Origin of the sequence: Kitasatospora sp. NPDC004723 (genome assembly GCF_040609255.1) — a bacterium.
Classification (GTDB): Bacteria; Actinomycetota; Actinomycetes; order Streptomycetales; family Streptomycetaceae; genus Kitasatospora.
Genome location: NZ_JBEXJT010000071.1, coordinates 12,977 through 30,234, shown reverse-complemented (window position 1 = coordinate 30,234; position 17,258 = coordinate 12,977). Strand labels below are relative to the sequence as shown.

15 protein-coding genes are annotated in these 17,258 nt (G+C 73.3%); 13 read left to right on the top strand and 2 right to left on the bottom strand.

Annotated features, from left to right (window positions below; genetic code table 11):
• The first annotated feature begins 179 nt into the window (after nucleotides 1–179).
• The gene (locus ABZW10_RS37055; RefSeq protein WP_355375576.1) at nucleotides 180–1,052 is read left to right on the top strand and encodes an AAA family ATPase; all 873 of its coding nucleotides are present in this window, start codon (nucleotides 180–182) and stop codon (nucleotides 1,050–1,052) included.
• Between the two features lie 95 nt (nucleotides 1,053–1,147).
• Entirely contained in the window at nucleotides 1,148–1,984 is an 837-nt protein-coding gene (locus ABZW10_RS37050) for a DNA-formamidopyrimidine glycosylase family protein (protein WP_355375573.1), read from the top strand.
• A gap of 7 nt (nucleotides 1,985–1,991) precedes the next feature.
• On the opposite strand, the gene ABZW10_RS37045 is transcribed toward ABZW10_RS37050, so the two are convergent.
• A complete protein-coding gene (locus ABZW10_RS37045; RefSeq protein WP_355375570.1) occupies nucleotides 1,992–3,731 on the bottom strand; it encodes a hypothetical protein in 1,740 nt (579 codons plus the stop codon).
• Between the two features lie 170 nt (nucleotides 3,732–3,901).
• On the opposite strand from ABZW10_RS37045, the gene ABZW10_RS37040 reads away from it, so the two are divergent.
• The 5 genes from ABZW10_RS37040 to ABZW10_RS37020 all read left to right on the top strand — a co-directional run bounded on the left by ABZW10_RS37040 (nucleotide 3,902) and on the right by ABZW10_RS37020 (nucleotide 8,274).
• Nucleotides 3,902–5,008: an aminopeptidase P family protein gene (locus ABZW10_RS37040; protein WP_355375567.1), complete on the top strand. Its 1,107-nt coding sequence runs from the start codon at nucleotides 3,902–3,904 to the stop codon at nucleotides 5,006–5,008.
• 65 nt (nucleotides 5,009–5,073) lie between these two features.
• The gene (gene efp / locus ABZW10_RS37035) at nucleotides 5,074–5,637 is read left to right on the top strand and encodes an elongation factor P (RefSeq protein ID WP_355375564.1); all 564 of its coding nucleotides are present in this window, start codon (nucleotides 5,074–5,076) and stop codon (nucleotides 5,635–5,637) included.
• Nucleotides 5,638–5,641: 4 nt separating this feature from the next.
• Nucleotides 5,642–6,079 (top strand): transcription antitermination factor NusB, encoded by a 438-nt coding sequence (nusB, locus tag ABZW10_RS37030; protein WP_355375561.1) that lies wholly within the window; start codon nucleotides 5,642–5,644, stop codon nucleotides 6,077–6,079.
• A 162-nt stretch (nucleotides 6,080–6,241) separates the two neighbouring features.
• Entirely contained in the window at nucleotides 6,242–7,081 is an 840-nt protein-coding gene (locus ABZW10_RS37025) for a thioesterase family protein (RefSeq protein ID WP_355375558.1), read from the top strand.
• Between the two features lie 272 nt (nucleotides 7,082–7,353).
• Nucleotides 7,354–8,274, top strand: coding sequence for a hypothetical protein (locus ABZW10_RS37020; protein WP_355375556.1), 921 nt, complete (start codon nucleotides 7,354–7,356; stop codon nucleotides 8,272–8,274).
• A gap of 212 nt (nucleotides 8,275–8,486) precedes the next feature.
• On the opposite strand, the gene ABZW10_RS37015 is transcribed toward ABZW10_RS37020, so the two are convergent.
• Nucleotides 8,487–8,990, bottom strand: a complete 504-nt coding sequence (locus tag ABZW10_RS37015; RefSeq protein ID WP_031072501.1) for a transcriptional regulator — start codon at nucleotides 8,988–8,990, stop codon at nucleotides 8,487–8,489.
• A 329-nt stretch (nucleotides 8,991–9,319) separates the two neighbouring features.
• Between ABZW10_RS37015 and pyrR the strand changes: the two genes are divergently transcribed.
• The 6 genes from pyrR to carB are packed head-to-tail and all read left to right on the top strand — an operon-like array spanning nucleotide 9,320 to nucleotide 17,254.
• Nucleotides 9,320–9,943: a bifunctional pyr operon transcriptional regulator/uracil phosphoribosyltransferase PyrR gene (pyrR, locus tag ABZW10_RS37010; protein WP_355375552.1), complete on the top strand. Its 624-nt coding sequence runs from the start codon at nucleotides 9,320–9,322 to the stop codon at nucleotides 9,941–9,943.
• Between the two features lie 5 nt (nucleotides 9,944–9,948).
• On the top strand, nucleotides 9,949–10,926 hold the full coding sequence (locus ABZW10_RS37005; protein ID WP_355375550.1) for an aspartate carbamoyltransferase catalytic subunit: 978 nt from the start codon (nucleotides 9,949–9,951) through the stop codon (nucleotides 10,924–10,926).
• Entirely contained in the window at nucleotides 10,923–12,227 is a 1,305-nt protein-coding gene (locus ABZW10_RS37000; protein ID WP_355375547.1) for a dihydroorotase, read from the top strand. Before ABZW10_RS37005 ends, ABZW10_RS37000 begins: the two co-directional genes overlap by 4 nt.
• Nucleotides 12,224–12,796, top strand: a complete 573-nt coding sequence (locus ABZW10_RS36995; protein ID WP_355375545.1) for a hypothetical protein — start codon at nucleotides 12,224–12,226, stop codon at nucleotides 12,794–12,796. The genes ABZW10_RS37000 and ABZW10_RS36995 overlap by 4 nt, the downstream gene beginning before the upstream one ends.
• Nucleotides 12,793–13,950, top strand: coding sequence for a glutamine-hydrolyzing carbamoyl-phosphate synthase small subunit (gene carA / locus ABZW10_RS36990; RefSeq protein ID WP_355375542.1), 1,158 nt, complete (start codon nucleotides 12,793–12,795; stop codon nucleotides 13,948–13,950). The genes ABZW10_RS36995 and carA overlap by 4 nt, the downstream gene beginning before the upstream one ends.
• Nucleotides 13,943–17,254, top strand: a complete 3,312-nt coding sequence (gene carB / locus ABZW10_RS36985) for a carbamoyl-phosphate synthase large subunit (protein ID WP_355375540.1) — start codon at nucleotides 13,943–13,945, stop codon at nucleotides 17,252–17,254. Before carA ends, carB begins: the two co-directional genes overlap by 8 nt.
• Nucleotides 17,255–17,258 lie beyond the last annotated feature (4 nt).

Here is a 17,258-nt window from a genome sequence, read left to right as displayed (position 1 = left end):
CCCTAACGCGGGGCGGCGGGGGGGGCGGCCCCCCCCCTCGTTTGGGGGCTGCGGGGGGCGGCCGCCCCCGCGGGGGGCCCGGGGGGGGGGCCCGGGGGGGGGGCCCGGGGGGGGGGGGGGGGGGCCGGGCCCCCCCCCCCCCACCGGCGTGTAGTGTCCCCGCTGAAGGAAGTCGGGAGGTGGCCGTGACGCAGTACACCGGGGGTGGGCCCGTCCCCCCGCGTCCCGTCGCTCCGCCGGTCCCGACGGCTCCTGCAGCTCCGGCGGCCCCGGCGTATCCTGCGCCCGCGCCCGCGTCCGCGTCGTCCGGTCCGCCGACCGTTCCGGTGCCGGTCGTCCCACCGGTCGCTCCGGTTCCCGCACCTGCACCCGCACCCGTGCCCGCTCCCGTTCCCGTGTCCGCGCCGGTGCCCGCCGGTTCCACCGGCCACTTCCTGCTGCCGTCCGGCGCGCCCGTCCAGCTGCCCGCCCGGCCGCCGCAGCAGCACGCGGCCACCGGGCCGATCGCGGTGCTGCTGATCGGCCCGGCCGGCGCCGGCAAGACCACCGTCGCCCGCTACTGGGCCGAGCGGCGCCCCACCCCGACCGCGCACATCAGCCTCGACGACGTCCGCGAATGGGTGCAGTCCGGCTTCGCCAACCCGCAGTCCGGCTGGAACAACGCCTCCGAGGCGCAGTACCGGCTGGCCCGCCGCACCTGCGGCTTCGCCTGCCGCAACTACCTCGCCAACGGCATCTCCTGCATCATCGACGACGCCGTGTTCCCCGACCGCCCCGCCATCGGCCTCGGTGGCTGGAAGCGGCACATCGGGCCCGGCATGATCCCGGTGGTGCTGCTGCCCAGCCTGGACTCGGTGCTCGGCCGCAACGCCCGGCGCAGCGGCAACCGCCGGCTCGGCGACGAGGAGGTCGCCCGGATCCACGGCCGGATGGCCGGCTGGTACAACTCCGGCCTGCCGATCATCGACAACTCCCACCTCGACGTCGCCGCCACGGCCGCCGCACTCGACCGGGTGATCCTGGCCCGGCTGATGGGCATCCCGGTGCGCTGAGCGGCTCCGCGGGCCCGGCCGGGCCCGGCCGGACTGTCGGTGCCAGCTGCGATGATGGACGGGTCCTGAACGAACCACCGGGGGGAGCCGCGCCCGTGCCGGAAGGCCACATCATCCACCGCCTCGCCGCCGAGAACCACCGTGCCTTCGGCGGCCGGCCGGTCCGCGCCAGCAGCCCGCAGGGCCGCTTCGCGGACGGCGCCAAGCTGATCGACGGGCGGGAGCTGGTCGCGGCCGAGGCCACCGGCAAGCACCTCTTCCTCGGCTTCGGCGAGGACGCCTGGGTGCACGTCCACCTCGGCCTGTACGGCGGCTTCACCTTCGGCGCGACCGCCGACGGCCCGGTGCCCGAGCCGGTCGGCCTGGTCCGGCTGCGCCTGGAGAACGACGAGCACTACGCCGACCTGCGCGGCCCCAACACCTGCGCGCTGATCACCGACGCCGAGAAGGCCGCCGTCGCCGCCCGCCTCGGCCCGGACCCGCTGCGCGCCGACGCCGACCCGGACGCCGCCTGGCGGCGGATAGCCGGCAGCCGTACGACCGTCGCCGCCCTGCTGATGGACCAGAAGGTGCTCGCCGGCGTCGGCAACGTCTACCGCGCCGAGGTGCTGTTCCGCCACGGCATCGACCCGCAACTGCCCGGCCGCGCCCTGCGCCGCGCCGAGTGGGACACGATCTGGGCCGACCTGGTCACCCTGATGCGCGAGGGCGTGGGCGCCGGCCGCATCGACACCGTCCGCCCCGAGCACACCCCCGAGGCGATGAACCGCCCGCCCCGCTTCGACGACCACGGCGGCGAGGTCTACGTCTACCGCCGCGCCGGTCAGCCCTGCCTGATCTGCGCCACCGACATCCGCACCGAACAGCACGCCTCCCGCAACCTCTTCTGGTGCCCCACCTGCCAGCCACCCCACCCCGACAGCGCCACCTGACGCCACTTCAACTCCGGTCGTAGGGCCGTCCGGAGAGACCTCGGGAGGCCGGCCCGCCGGGCCATCCCGGCCGGGCTGCGAAGGTCACGGTGATGCGGTGGTGGCCGGTGCGGAGGGTGAGGGGGTGGTGCGCGAGGGAGGCCGGGGCGGCCGTGGGGGCGGTGAGCCAGTGGGCGACGCCGGAGCCCAGGAGGAGCGGGTCGAGGCACGGGTCGGGGATGCCCCAGGAGCGTTCGGCACGGGCTTCCAGGAGGAGGCCGGTGGGCAGGCGCAGGAGGTGGCGGTCCGGACCGAGGGCGGCGACGGCGACGGCGAGGCCGGGCAGTTCGGCGGCAGTGGCCGCGAGCCAGGTATCGGCGGGCTGCTCGGCGTCGGTCCCGGTGCGGGCCAGCACCTTGGCGGTGTGCCGCAGCGCCGGGCGGGGTTCGTCGGCGGCGACGGCGTGGAAGCCGCGCGGGGCGCGGGGGCAGGGGCCCACCGGGTAGCGGCGCAGGTGGATCGCGGTGCTCTCGCCGGTGGCGACGACGTCGTAGGCGGTGGGCTGTTCGGCGGCGAGCGGGACGGGCCGCGGGTAGGGCAGCGGCCCGGGGTCACCGGGCGGTTCCGCGATGCCGGGCAGGTAGGACAACAGGAGGTCGCGAAGCACCCGGGCGGACTCGCCGCGCCGGCCGAGCGAGCGGTCGGTGACCGGGCGCAGGGCGGCCGGGTCCTGTTCGTCCATCGCCCGTTGGACCTGGGCGAGCAGGTCGCCGTCGGGGTCGAGGGCCGGGGCGCTCTGCCCGAAGGCGTGGGTGGGGGAGCGGGGGTCGAGTTCGGCGGCGCCGGTGGCGACCAGCAGGGTGCGGCGTTCGAGGGCGGCGCCGTAGAAGGAGACCGAGCCGTGGTCGCCGATCACGCAGTCGGCGGCGATCAGTGCGGCCTGCCAGCCCCGGTCGGGCGGGACGAGGCGCAGGCCGGAACGCCGGGCGGCGCCGAGCAGGGCGTGCGGGTCGTGCCGGGCCCAGACGTTCGGGTGCAGGACGGCGGCGACGGTGTACTCGTCGGCGGGCAGCTGTTCGACCAGGCGTAGCGGCACGCCGGGGTGGCGGCCGAGCAAGGAGTGCTCGCTCCAGGTGGAGGTGACCACGACGAGTCGGCGGCCGTCGACCGCGCCGAGGGCGGCCCGGTAGCCGTCGCGGGCCTTGAGGCCGGCGAGCATCCGGTCGAAGCACGGGTCGCCGACCTCGCGGGCGCGCGGCAGCGCCTCGGGGCAGGCGGCCCGCAGGCGGTCGAACTGTTCGTGGTGGGAGAGGCCGATGACGGCGGGGAAGACCCTGCCGCGGTGGGTGAGTTCGCGCCGGGACAGCCCGGCGGCGCTCACCGTGTCGCCGGTGGACTCGGGGACCAGGCGGTTGTAGCCGGCACCGTGCGGGAGGACGACGAGGGGCGCGCGCAGCCGGTGCATCGAGGGGTGCACGGCGCAGGCGACGGCGAGGTCGAAGCGCTGCCGGACGGCGTCCCGCCAGGGCAGGACGGTGAGGCCGGGCTGGGCGCGGAGGTAGTCGTCGAGCCCGGCGGTGAACGCGGAGCCGGGGTTGACCGTGATGGAGATGCCGATGCCGTCCTGCTCGCGCAGCAGGGCGAGGACGTCCAGGACCCGGGTGGCGGACGTGAGGGTGCGGGTCACCGCCAGCACACGCGCCCGGACGGGCCGGGTGTTCCAGCGGTCGTCGTCGGGCCGGGTCCGGACCCGGCGGCGCTTCAGCACGCGGTGATCGTACTCAGGCGTGGCCTGCCCGGACACGGTCGAGCCGGACGAGGTAGTCGGACTCGGCACCTCGGCCGGGTGGGGCCCGACGCCGGCGGACCCCGGGGTGGTACGGCCCGGGTGGGGGCGTTCGGCGGGCGGATCGGGGGGCGGGTTCGTAGGCTCGACGCATGGCTGATGCGTACGCGGGCCGCCGGGAGCGGTTGCGGGAGCACTGTGGTGCGTCCGGGGCCGACGCGGCGCTGATCACCAGGGCGGCGAACGTGCGGTACCTGACCGGGTGCCCGCCGTGCGGGGCGTCGCTGTTGCTGACGCGGGACCGGGTGCTGCTCGCGCTGCCGGACGACCTGCCGCCGGATGACACGGGGGAGCACCTGATCGCCCCCGCGGTGACCCGGGTGCCGGTGGCGGCCGGGGCGGACACCGCGCTGGCGGCGGCGTCCGCGGCGGCGCGGCTGGCGGTGGCGGGGCTGGCGGTGGAGGAGCACGATCTGACGGTCACCCGGCACCGGGCGGTGGCCGGGCTGGCCGAGGGGGTGCGGCTGGTGGATGTGGGCCAGGCGGTGGAGCGGTTGCGGGTGGTCAAGGACGAGCACGAGATCGCCGACCTGCGGATCGCCGCGGAGATCGCCGACCAGGCGCTCGGCGAGCTGCTGGAGTCGATCCTGGTCGGCCGCACCGAACGGCACCTGGCGATGGAGCTGGAGCGCCGGATGATCGACCACGGCGCGGACCGGGCGGCGTTCCCGGTCTCGGTCGGCACCGGGAGCCACTCCGGGCAGCCGGCGCACCAGCCGACCGACCGGCGGGTCGAGGAGGGCGACTTCCTGACGGTGGTGCTCGGCGCGCAGTACCGGGGCTACGGGGTGTCCACCGCCCGGACCTTCGTGATCGGGGCGGCCCCGGCGCCCTGGCAGGTCGAGCTGCACCGGCTGGTGTTCCGTGCTCAGCGGGCCGGGCGGGAGGCGCTCGGGCCGGGGGTCGAACAGTGCGTGCCCGACCGGGCCGCGCGGGAGATCCTCCGGGCCGCCGGGCACACCGAGGGCTCGCCGCACCCGGTCGGTCACGGCATCGGCCTGGAGATCCGGGAGGCCCCGCGCCTCGGTCCCACGGACATGGGTAAACTGGACAGCCGCGTACCGGTCACCGTCGGCCCGGGGGTCCACCTCCCGGGGCGGGGCGGGGTCCGGATCGAGGACACGCTCGTCGTGCGCCCCCTGGATGAGGGCGGGCCCGAGCTGCTCACCATCACCACCAAGGAGCTCCTCGCCCTGTGAGGCAGTTGCGCACAGGACGCGACCCCTTGGTTCCTTGACAGCTATATCCAGGAGTAAGTGCGCCCGTGGCTTCCACGAACGATCTCAAGAACGGCATGGTCCTCAAGCTGGAGGGCGGCAAGCTCTGGTCCGTCGTCGAGTTCCAGCACGTCAAGCCCGGCAAGGGCCCGGCCTTCGTGCGGACCAAGCTCAAGGAGGTTCTGACGGGCAAGGTCGTCGACAAGACCTTCAACGCGGGCACCAAGGTCGAGACCGCCAACGTCGACAAGCGCACCATGCAGTTCTCGTACAAGGACGGCGAGAACTTCGTGTTCATGGACATGGACACCTACGACCAGCTGGCGATCGAGCCGGCCGTCGTCGGCGACGCCGCCAAGTACCTGCTGGAGGGCTTCGACGCGCTCGTCGCCGTGAACGAGGGCGCGGTGCTGTACATCGAGCTCCCGGCCGCGGTCGAGCTCGTCATCTCCGAGACCGAGCCGGGCGTCCAGGGCGACCGCTCCACCGGTGGCACCAAGCCCGCGAAGCTGGAGACCGGCGCCGAGATCCAGGTGCCGCTCTTCATCACCACCGGCGAGAAGGTCAAGGTCGACACCCGCGACGGCAGCTACCTCGGCCGGGTGAAGTAAGTCCGTGTCGTCCGCACGTACCAAGGCCCGCACGCGAGCCTTCCAGATCCTGTTCGAGGCCGATCACCGCGGGGTCGACCCGCTGACGGTCCTCGCCGACTGGGTGGCCCGGGCCCGGGAGCCCAAGCCGGACGAGGGCACCCCGCAGGTCGGCGAGTACACCATGGAGCTGGTCGAGGGCTATGTCCAGCACGCCCGCCGGATCGACGAGCTGATCTCGCAGTACGCGGTCGGCTGGACGCTCGACCGGATGCCGATCGCGGACCGCAACGTCCTGCGGCTCGGCGCGTACGAGCTGATCTGGGAGGACCGTGTCCCCGACGCGGTCGTCGTGGACGAGGCCGTGGAGATCGCCAAGGAGTACTCCACCGACGACTCCCCGGCGTTCGTCAACGGCCTGCTGGCCCGCTTCATGGAGCTGAAGCCCAGCATCCGCCGCTGACCCCGCGCGCACCGCGCCGACGGCCGCCGGACCCGAGACGGTCCGGCGGCCGTCGTGCGTCTTCACCCGGGCGGCGTATGGTGGTGCCTACTCGCCAGTAACCTGGTGCGCCGGCGGCCCGCGCCCTCGGCGACCCCCGCAGCGAAGGGCAGGCCACCCCCCATGACCACGGTGATCCGCAGCGAGTTCGACCAGGGCATCGCCCTCACCCCGCACCCGGACGAGGCCGGCCGGTACGACGGCGAACTCGGCGCCGGCTGGCAGATCGGCGGCGGCGTCAACGGCGGACTGCTGCTGGCCGTGGCCGGCCACGCGCTCTCGCTGGCGCACACCGCACGCCCGGAGAGCGCCGGCCACGCCGACCCGGTCTCGATCAGCGGCTACTACCTCTCCGCCGCCGTCCCCGGCCCGGCCACCGTGCGCACCGAGGTGATCCGCACCGGCCGCTCGCTGTCCACCGGCACCGCAGCGCTCAGCCAGGACGGCGTGGAGCGGCTGCGGGTGGTCGCCAGCCACGGCGACCTCGGCGTCCACGACGGCGAGGTGCGCACCAGCGCCGTCCCGCCGCAGCTGCCGCCGCCGGACCAGTGCATCGGCGTCGAGCACGCGCCCAAGGACCTGCTCACCCAGGCCGCGCTGCTGGAGCGGTTCGACATGCGGCTGGACCCGGCCACCGTCGGCTGGGCGCTCGGGCAGCCCTCCGGCACCGGCCGGATCCAGGGCTGGTTCCGGCTCGCCGACGGCCGCAGCCCCGACCCGCTGCTGCTCCTGCTCGCCGCCGACGCGCTGCCGCCGGTCACCTTCGACCTGGGCATGCCGGGTTGGGCGCCGACCGTCGAGCTGACCGTGCACCTGCGCGCCAAGCCCGCGCCGGGCTGGCTGCGGCTCGTCCACGCCACCCGGAACGTGGCGGGCGGGTACTTCGAGGAGGACGCCGAGGTGTGGGACGAGACCGGCCGCCTGGTCGCCCAGTCCCGTCAGCTGGCCCGCCTGCCGCGCTAGTCGCCCATCGGGCGCGCCGGGCACGTGGTCGGGCGGGTCCGGGGGGTGTGAGCGGGCGTGCACGCCGAGTGACGGGTGCGCCGTGCGTGGGGCGGGTGCGCGGGGCGCGGGCGGCGGGCCGCACAACCGTGCGTGACTCCAAACATCTGCTTCACCCTCGGTTACAGTCCTGTGACACGTCGTACGTGTGCGCCACGCGGGGCGGGGGAGGACAAGGTCGGCGGTACCACCCGCCGCCGCCCCGCCCCGCCCGCCCCGTCCGAGGAGCCCCGATGAGCCGCAACGGCCGCGCCCGCCGCACCCCCGACTGCACCGCCTCGGGTTCCCGCCCCCGGCTCCGCTCGCGGGCCGCCGTCGACCGCGACGGGGCCTGCGAGCGGCAGCGTGCCGAGGGCGCCGGCCAGGCCTTCGTGATCGGCGTGCTCACCAGCCCCGCGGACTTCGAACGGGCCCGCGCCTGGGGGCTGTCCGACGCGGCCGACCACGAGCAGTACCTCGCCGAGACCGCCGAGCTGCTCGCCGACGCCCGGCGCCGCTTCGACACCGTCCGGGCCCGGATGTTCCACCCGCAGGACTTCGCCGAGTTCTGCCTGCTGCACGGCCTCGACCCGGCCGAGCCGGCCGCCCGCGACCGCTACCTGGTCAACCCGCCGCTGCGCACCCAACTGCTCGCCTACCAGGGCGAGGAGCTGGTCGGCGACTTCGTCCCCCGGCTGGTCCGGGCCCGCGAGAACGGCCTGACCCTGCGCCATGCCGACCTGCTGCTCGACGGCGGGCTCTGCGGGGAGCGCGACGACGCCGTGCGCGGCGCCTACGAGCGGGGCGCCGAGGTGTTCCGCCGGATGCTGCTCGGCGCCGGCAGCGGGGTCTACGAGCTGCGCCTGTCGGTGGAGGCGCCCGGCGGGCGGCTGGCCGCGGCCGCCCGGGTGCTCCAGTGGGAGGACGGCGTCGTCCGGATCAACGACGAGGACCTCGAACTGCTCTGCGCGGTGCTCTGCGCCGGACTGGCCCGCGAGCTGCCCGGCCTCGCGGTGCTGCACGGCGCCCAGGGGTCGGCGGCGGCCTGCGGGGAGTACCGGCCGACGGCCTGGGCCTGGGCCAGCGAGGGCCGGGTCTGGGCGCCCGCCGAGGGGCCGGTGCGGCTGGACGGGGTGGCCGCCGAGCCGGGGTACCGGCTGGAGACGGTCTGCTGAGCGTCCCGGAGGGCGGTCCTGGAGAGCGCCGCGGCGCGGCACCCCTCGCGGGGGCCGCGCCGTGACGTTTCTGCTGGTGTCGGCTCTGCCAGGAGTCCGCCGTCGGCAGTCCACGGTCGGGAGCGCGCCGTCGGTGGTCCGCCGTCAGTGGTCCGCCGCCCCCGCGGGCGGGAGCCGGCGGGGAGGGCCGACGGGAGCCGGTACGGCGAGCCTCAGCTCGCCTCCTCCTCGCGCACCGCGCGGCGCGCGTCGGGGTTGAGCACGCCCCAGGAGATCAGCTGCTCGGTGAGGATCGACGGCGACTGGTCGTAGATCACGGCCAGGGTGCGCAGGTCGTCCTGGCGGATCGACAGCACCTTGCCGTTGTAGTCGCCGCGCTGGCTCTGGATGGTCGCCGCGTAGCGCTGCAGCGGGCCGGCCTTCTCGGACGGGACCTGGGTCAGTCTCTCCAGGTCCAGGACCAGGCGCGGCGGCGGCTCGGCCGCGCCGCCGGGGGTACCGCCGGGCAGCAGCTCCTGCACCGGGACCCCGTAGAACTCGGCCAGTTCGGCCAGCCGCTGCACGGTGACCGCACGGTCGCCGCGCTCGTACGAGCCGACGACGACCGCCTTCCAGCGCCCCTGGGACTTCTCCTCGACACCGTGCAGGGAGAGCCCCTGCTGAGTGCGGATGGCTCGGAGCTTGCCTCCGAGCTGCTTCGCGTAGTCGCTGGACATTGATCTCCCCGGACGAGATTGCTTCGCGTTCAGTGGTGGGTCACGGGCGATGTGCCGACGCCGCTACCGGTGGGTTCGACGTCCGTCTCGTAACTCACTGTGAGGTTACGTAGAGTGAGGTAGTTGCGTCAAGCCGAATGGGGCAGTCGTGCGAATGGGCCGCATCACCGGTGCGTCCGGCGCGTGAACCGCAGGGAGCGGAATGATGGCCGTCGGTTGGCCACAAATGACGCTGTAGGATGACCGGAGCCCGCGCCGCAGTCAGGCCGGGCGTCCCAGACATCCTTTAAGGCCCGTCCAGTGAGGCGGGGAAGGAGGTCCGCTTCGGCATGACCGCACACCAGGAAACCACGCCGCGGCCGCCGCACCAGGTGCTGGACGGCACGGACATCGCCCGGGTCATCACCCGGATAGCGCACGAGATCGTCGAGCGCGCCAAGGGCGCCGAGGACGTCGTGCTGCTCGGCATCCACACCAGGGGCGTCCACCTCGCCCGCCGGCTGCACGCCCGGCTCGCCCAGATCACCGGCCGCGACATCCCGCTCGGCACCCTGGACATCACCATGTACCGGGACGATCTGCGGCTGAAGCCGGCCCGCGCGCTGGAGCACACCGAGATCCCGCCCGGCGGCATCGACGGCCGGCTCGTCGTCCTCGTCGACGACGTGCTCTTCTCCGGCCGCACCATCCGCGCCGCGCTGGACGCCCTCAACGACATCGGCCGCCCCCGCGCCGTCCAGCTCGCCGTCCTCGTCGACCGGGGCCACCGCGAGCTGCCCATCCGCGCCGACTACGTGGGCAAGAACCTCCCCACCTCGCTGCGCGAAGCCGTCCAGGTGCGCCTGGCCGACCGGGACGGCGTCGACGCCGTGCTCGTCGGCGACCGCGATTTCGCGGCGCGCTCCTCCCAGGCCCTGGCCGCCCAGTCCACCGAACCGCACCTCCCGGAGTAACCCGCGTGAAGCGCCACCTCGTGTCCGCAGCCGATCTCAGCCGCGACGACGCGCTGCTCATCCTGGACACCGCCGAGGAACTCGCCCAGCTCTCGGGCCGGGCCGTCAAGAAGCTCCCCACCCTGCGCGGCCGGACCGTCGTCAACCTGTTCTTCGAGGACTCCACCCGGACCAAGACCTCCTTCGAGGTCGCCGAGAAGCGGCTCTCCGCCGACGTCATCAACTTCTCCGCCAAGGGCTCCTCGGTCTCCAAGGGCGAGAGCCTCAAGGACACCGCCCTCACCCTGCAGGCGATGGGCGCCGACGCCGTCGTCATCCGCCACCACGCCTCCGGCGCGCCGGCCCGCCTGGCGCAGTCCGACTGGCTGCACGGCAGCGTCATCAACGCCGGTGACGGCACCCACGAGCACCCCACCCAGGCGCTGCTCGACGCCTTCACCATGCGCCGCCACCTCAACCCGGGCGCCGGCAACGACCTCGCCGGACGGCGGGTGACCATCGTCGGCGACATCCTGCACAGCCGGGTGGCCCGCTCCAACGTCCACCTGCTGACCACGCTCGGCGCCCAGGTCACCTTCGTCGCCCCGCCGACCCTGCTGCCGATCGGCATCGAGAACTGGCCCTGCGAGGTCAGCTACGACCTGGAGCGGGTGCTCCCCAAGACCGACGCGCTGATGATGCTCCGGGTGCAGCGCGAGCGGATGAACGCCGCGTTCTTCCCCACCGAGCGCGAGTACTCCCGCCGCTACGGCCTGGACGGCGTCCGGATGGCCCAGCTGCCCGAGCACGGCATCGTCCTGCACCCCGGCCCGATGGTCCGCGGCATGGAGATCACCGCCGAGGTGGCCGACTCCCCGCGCTGCACCGTGGTCGAGCAGGTCGCCAACGGCGTCTCCATCCGGATGGCCGTGCTCTACCTGCTGCTCGGCGGAGCCACCCTCACCGACACCCCCCGCACCGATTCCGTGGAGACCGTTCAGTGACCACCTACCTGATCCGCAACGCCCAGATCCTCGGCGGGGCCCCGCAGGACCTCCACCTCGCCGACGGTGTGATCCGGGCGATCGGCACCGACCTGGTCGCCGAGGCCGACATCGAGATCGACGCCACCGGCCTGATCGTGCTGCCCGGCCTGGTCGACCTGCACACCCACCTGCGCGAGCCGGGCCGGGAGGACGCCGAGACCGTCCTCACCGGCACCCGGGCGGCGGCCAAGGGCGGCTTCACCGCCGTCCACGCCATGGCCAACACCTTCCCGGTGGCCGACACCGCCGGCGTGGTCGAGCAGGTCTGGCGCCTCGGCCAGGAGTCCGGCTACTGCGACGTGCAGCCGGTCGGCGCCGTCACCGTCGGCCTGGAGGGCAAGAAGCTCGCCGAGCTCGGCGCCATGCACGACTCCGCGGCCGGCGTGCGGGTCTTCTCGGACGACGGCAAGTGCGTCGACGACGCGGTGATCATGCGCCGCGCCCTGGAGTACGTGAAGGCCTTCGACGGCGTCGTCGCCCAGCACGCCCAGGAGCCGCGGCTCACCGAGGGCGCCCAGATGAACGAGGGCCAGGTCTCCGGCGAGCTGGGCCTGGGCGGCTGGCCGGCCGTCGCGGAGGAGGCGATCATCGCCCGCGACGTGCTGCTGGCCGCGCACGTCGGCTCCCGGCTGCACGTCTGCCACCTCTCCACCGCCGGCTCGGTCGAGATCGTCCGCTGGGCCAAGAGCAAGGGCTGGGACATCACCGCCGAGGTCACCCCGCACCACCTGCTGCTGACCGACGAGCTGGTCCGCTCCTACGACCCGGTCTACAAGGTCAACCCGCCGCTGCGCACCGCCGAGGACGTCCAGGCGCTGCGCAAGGCGCTGGCCGACGGCACCATCGACGCCGTCGCCACCGACCACGCGCCGCACCCGGCCGAGGACAAGGACTGCGAGTGGGCCGTGGCCGCGATGGGCATGGTCGGTCTGGAGACCGCGCTGTCCGTGGTGCAGCAGACCATGGTGGAGACCGGCCTGCTGAACTGGGAGGGCGTCGCGGACCGGATGTCGCACCGCCCGGCCCGGATCGGCCGGCTCGCCGGGCAGGGCCGCCCGGTCTCGGTGGGTGAGCCCGCCAACCTGGTGCTGTTCGATCCCGCGTACCGTGGTGCCGTGAACCCCGACAGCTTCGCCAGCCGCTCCCGCAACACCCCCTACAAGGGCCTCGACCTGCCCGGACGGGTGCACGCCACCTTCCTGCGCGGCACCGCCACCGTGCTGGCCGGCGAACTGGTCGAGCAGGGCGGGCTCGCGTGAGCTCCGTGGCCCTGCTGGCCCAGGAGCAGGCCAGGGTCACCAACTGGCCCGGCTACCTCGGCTGGACGGTCGGCCTGCTGCTGGTCATCGGCCTGGTCTACTGGCTGATGCGCCAGGGCTGGAACTGGCGGCGCACCCTGCAGTCCGGCATCCCCCCGCTGCCGGCCGTGCCGGAACGGGCCGGGCGGACCATCCTGGAGACCAGCGGCCGGTACCACGGCACCACCACCGCGGGGAACTGGCTGGACCGGGTCGTCGCGCACGGCCTGGGCACCCGCAGCCGCGCCGACCTGACCCTCGGCGAGCACGGCCTGCTGGTGCGGCGCCCCGGTGACGTCGACTTCTGGATCCCCGCCGAGCACCTGACCGGTGCGCGGACGGACTCCGGGATCGCCGGCAAGGTCGTCCCCTCCGGGATCCTGGTCGTCACCTGGACGCACGAGGGGACCGAGCTGGACTCCGGGTTCCGGGCCGACCACCCCGATGAGCACACCGGCTGGGTCGAGGCGATCACCCAGCTCACAGCAACACGTACGACGACGAAGAAGACGGAAGAGGCCGCGTCATGACCGCACCTGCCCCCACCACGCAGCGCCAACGGCGGGAGCGCGTCCCTGCCGTGCTCGTCCTGGAGGACGGCCGGACCTTCCGCGGCCAGGCCTACGGCGCGACCGGCGAGACCTACGGCGAGGCGGTCTTCAACACCGGCATGTCCGGTTACCAGGAGACCCTGACCGACCCGTCGTACCACCGCCAGGTGGTCGTGATGACCGCCCCGCAGATCGGCAACACCGGCTGGAACGACGAGGACGACGAGTCCAAGCAGATCTGGGTCGCCGGGTACGTCGTCCGCGACCCCGCCCGGGTCGCCTCCAACTGGCGCTCGCGGCGCTCGCTGGACGAGGAGCTGGCCGCCCAGGGCGTCGTCGGCATCAGCGGCATCGACACCCGGGCGCTCACCCGCCACCTGCGCGAGCGCGGCGCCATGCGCTGCGGCATCTTCTCCGGCCAGACGCTGGCCGAGCCGGCCGCGCTGCTCGCCAAGGTGCAGTCCTCGCCCGAGATGAAGGGCGCCGACCTGTGCGCCGAGGTCGCCACCACCGAGCCGTACGTGGTGCCGGCGATCGGTGAGAAGAAGTTCACCGTCGCCGCCCTGGACCTCGGCATCAAGGCGATGACCCCGCAGCGGATGGCCGAGCGCGGCATCGAGGTGCACGTGCTGCCGGCCAACGCCACCCTGGAGGACGTCTACGCCGTCCAGCCCGACGGCGTGTTCTTCTCCAACGGCCCGGGCGACCCGGCCACCGCCGACCACCAGGTTGCCGTGGCGCAGGGCGTGCTGGAGCGCAAGACCCCGTTCTTCGGGATCTGCTTCGGCAACCAGATCCTCGGCCGGGCGCTGGGCTTCGGCACCTACAAGCTCAAGTACGGCCACCGCGGCATCAACCAGCCGGTCCAGGACCGCACCACCGGCAAGGTCGAGGTCACCGCGCACAACCACGGCTTCGCCGTGAACGCACCGCTGGACAAGGTGAGCGACACCCCGTACGGGCGGGTCGAGGTCTCCCACGTCTGCCTCAACGACGACGTGGTCGAGGGCCTCCAGGCGCTCGACGTGCCCGCCTTCAGCGTGCAGTACCACCCCGAAGCAGCTGCCGGCCCGCACGACGCGGCCTACCTCTTCGACCGTTTCGTGAAGCTCATGGAGGGCCAGCGTGCCTAAGCGCACTGACATCAAGTCCGTCCTGGTGATCGGCTCCGGCCCGATCGTGATCGGCCAGGCCGCCGAGTTCGACTACTCGGGCACGCAGGCGTGTCGGGTCCTGAAGGCCGAGGGCCTGCGGGTCGTGCTGGTGAACTCGAACCCGGCGACGATCATGACCGACCCCGAGGTCGCGGACGCCACCTACGTGGAGCCGATCACCCCGGAGTTCGTCGAGAAGATCATCGCCAAGGAGCGGCCGGACGCGCTGCTGCCGACCCTGGGCGGCCAGACCGCGCTGAACACCGCGATCTCGCTGCACGCGGCGGGGACGCTGGAGAAGTACGGCGTCGAGTTGATCGGCGCCGACGTCGAGGCGATCAACAAGGGCGAGGACCGCGAGCTGTTCAAGGGCGTCGTGGAGGCGGTGAACGCGAAGATCGGCCACGGCGAGTCCGCGCGTTCGGTGATCTGCCACACCATGGACGAGGTCCTGGCCGGGGTCGACACCCTGGGCGGTTACCCCGTCGTCGTGCGTCCCTCGTTCACGATGGGCGGCGCCGGCTCCGGCTTCGCGCACGACGAGGAGGACCTGCGCCGCATCGCCGGTCAGGGCCTGACGCTCTCCCCGACCACCGAGGTGCTCCTGGAGGAGTCCATCCTCGGCTGGAAGGAGTACGAGCTGGAGCTGATGCGCGACAAGAACGACAACGTCGTGGTCGTCTGCTCGATCGAGAACTTCGACCCGATGGGCGTGCACACCGGTGACTCGATCACCGTCGCTCCGGCGATGACGCTCACCGACCGCGAGTACCAGATCCTGCGGGACATCGGCATCGCGGTGATCCGTGAGGTCGGTGTGGACACCGGCGGCTGCAACATCCAGTTCGCGGTGAACCCGGAGGACGGGCGGGTCATCGTCATCGAGATGAACCCGCGCGTGTCGCGTTCCTCGGCGCTGGCGTCGAAGGCGACCGGCTTCCCGATCGCGAAGATCGCGGCGAAGCTGGCCGTCGGCTACACCCTGGACGAGATCCCCAACGACATCACCGAGCAGACCCCGGCGTCGTTCGAGCCGACCCTCGACTACGTGGTGGTCAAGGTCCCGCGGTTCGCGTTCGAGAAGTTCCCGTCCGCGGACGCCACGCTGACCACCACCATGAAGTCGGTGGGTGAGGCGATGGCGCTGGGCCGCAACTTCCCCGAGGCGCTGCAGAAGGCGCTGCGTTCGCTGGAGAAGAAGGGCTCGCAGTTCTCGTGGGCCGGTCCGGTGGGTGACAGGGGCGAGCTGCTGGCGAAGGCGGTCGTGCCGACCGACGGGCGGATCAACACGGTGATGGAGGCGATCCGCGCGGGCGCCACCCCCGCCGAGGTGTTCGAGGCCACGAAGATCGATCCGTGGTTCGTGGACCAGCTGTTCCTGCTCGACGAGATCGCGGGCGAGCTGGCCGAGGCCGACAAGCTCACCCCGGAGCTGCTGCGCCACGCGAAGCGGCACGGCTTCTCCGACCAGCAGGTCGGTGAGATCCGGGGCCTCAGGCCGGACGTGGTGCGGGAGGTGCGGCACGCGCTGGGCATCCGCCCGGTCTTCAAGACCGTCGACACCTGCGCGGCCGAGTTCGCCGCCCGCACCCCGTACTTCTACTCCTCCTACGACGAGGAGAACGAGGTCGCCCCGCGGACCAAGCCCGCGGTGATCATCCTCGGCTCCGGCCCGAACCGCATCGGCCAGGGCATCGAGTTCGACTACTCGTGCGTGCACGCCTCCTTCGCGCTCGCCGAGGCCGGGTACGAGACCGTCATGGTCAACTGCAACCCGGAGACCGTCTCCACCGACTACGACACCTCCGACCGGCTGTACTTCGAGCCGCTCACGCTGGAGGACGTGCTGGAGATCGTCCACGCGGAGCGGCAGGCCGGTCCGCTGGCGGGCGTGATCGTTCAGCTGGGCGGCCAGACCCCGCTGGGCCTGGCCCAGGCGCTGAAGGACAACGGGGTGCCGGTCGTCGGCACCCAGCCCGAGGCCATCGACCTCGCCGAGGAGCGCGGCGCCTTCGGCCGGGTGCTGCGCGAGGCGGGCCTGCCGGCCCCCAAGCACGGCACCGCGTTCTCCTTCGCCGAGGCCAAGGCCATCGCCGACGAGATCGGCTACCCGGTGCTGGCCCGCCCCTCCTACGTGCTGGGCGGGCGGGGCATGGAGATCGTCTACGACGAGGCGTCGCTGGCCTCCTACCTGGAGCGCCACGCCGGCCTGATCTCCGAGCACCCCGTCCTGATCGACCGCTTCCTCGACGACGCGGTGGAGATCGACGTCGACGCGCTCTACGACGGCACCGAGCTCTACCTCGGCGGCGTCATGGAGCACATCGAGGAGGCCGGCATCCACTCCGGCGACTCCGCCTGCGCGCTGCCCCCGATCACCCTCGGCGGCTACGACATCAAGCGGCTGCGCACCTCCACCGAGGCCATCGCCCGCGGTGTCGGCGTGCGCGGTCTGATCAACATCCAGTTCGCGCTGTCCGGTGACATCCTCTACGTGCTGGAGGCGAACCCGCGGGCCTCGCGCACCGTGCCGTTCACCTCCAAGGCGACGGCGGTGCCGCTGGCCAAGGCCGCGGCCCGGATCTCGCTGGGTGCCACGATCGCGGAGCTGCGTGCGGAGGGCATGCTGCCGGCGGACGGTGACGGCGGCACGCTGCCGGCCGACGCGCCGATCGCGGTCAAGGAGGCCGTGATGCCGTGGAGCCGCTTCCGCGACGTCCACGGCCGCGGGGTGGACACCGTGCTGGGCCCGGAGATGCGCTCCACCGGCGAGGTCATGGGCCTGGACCGGGTCTTCGGCACCGCCTACGCCAAGTCCCAGACCGGCGCGTACGGCGCGCTGCCGACCAAGGGCAAGGTCTTCGTCTCGGTCGCCAACCGCGACAAGCGCAACCTGGTCTTCCCGGCCCGGGCGCTGGTCAACCTCGGCTTCGAGCTGCTGGCCACCGCCGGCACCGCCGAGGTCCTGCAGCGCGGCGGCATCCCGGCCACCGTGGTGCGCAAGCACAGCGAGGGCGAGGGCCCCAACGGCGAGAAGACCATCGTCCAGCTGATCCACGACGGCGAGGTCGACCTCATCATCAACACGCCGTACGGCACCGGTGGCCGTCTCGACGGCTACGAGATCCGCACCGCCGCCGTCGCCCGCGCGGTGCCCTGCCTGACCACGGTCCAGGCCATGGGCGCCGCCGTCCAGGGCATCGACCGGCTGCTGCGCGACGAGGTCGGTGTCATGTCGCTCCAGGAGCACGCCGAGCTGATCAACGCCGGCCGCGCCAAGTAGCACC

Coding starts and splice junctions, on each gene's coding strand:
- ABZW10_RS37040 (WP_355375567.1), top strand. CDS start 3,902: ATGGCTGATGCGTACGCGGGCCGCCGGGAGCGGTTGCGGGAGCACTGT.
- ABZW10_RS37025 (WP_355375558.1), top strand. CDS start 6,242: ATGACCACGGTGATCCGCAGCGAGTTCGACCAGGGCATCGCCCTCACC.
- ABZW10_RS37020 (WP_355375556.1), top strand. CDS start 7,354: ATGAGCCGCAACGGCCGCGCCCGCCGCACCCCCGACTGCACCGCCTCG.
- ABZW10_RS37015 (WP_031072501.1), bottom strand. CDS start 8,990: ATGTCCAGCGACTACGCGAAGCAGCTCGGAGGCAAGCTCCGAGCCATC.
- pyrR (WP_355375552.1), top strand. CDS start 9,320: ATGACCGCACACCAGGAAACCACGCCGCGGCCGCCGCACCAGGTGCTG.
- carA (WP_355375542.1), top strand. CDS start 12,793: ATGACCGCACCTGCCCCCACCACGCAGCGCCAACGGCGGGAGCGCGTC.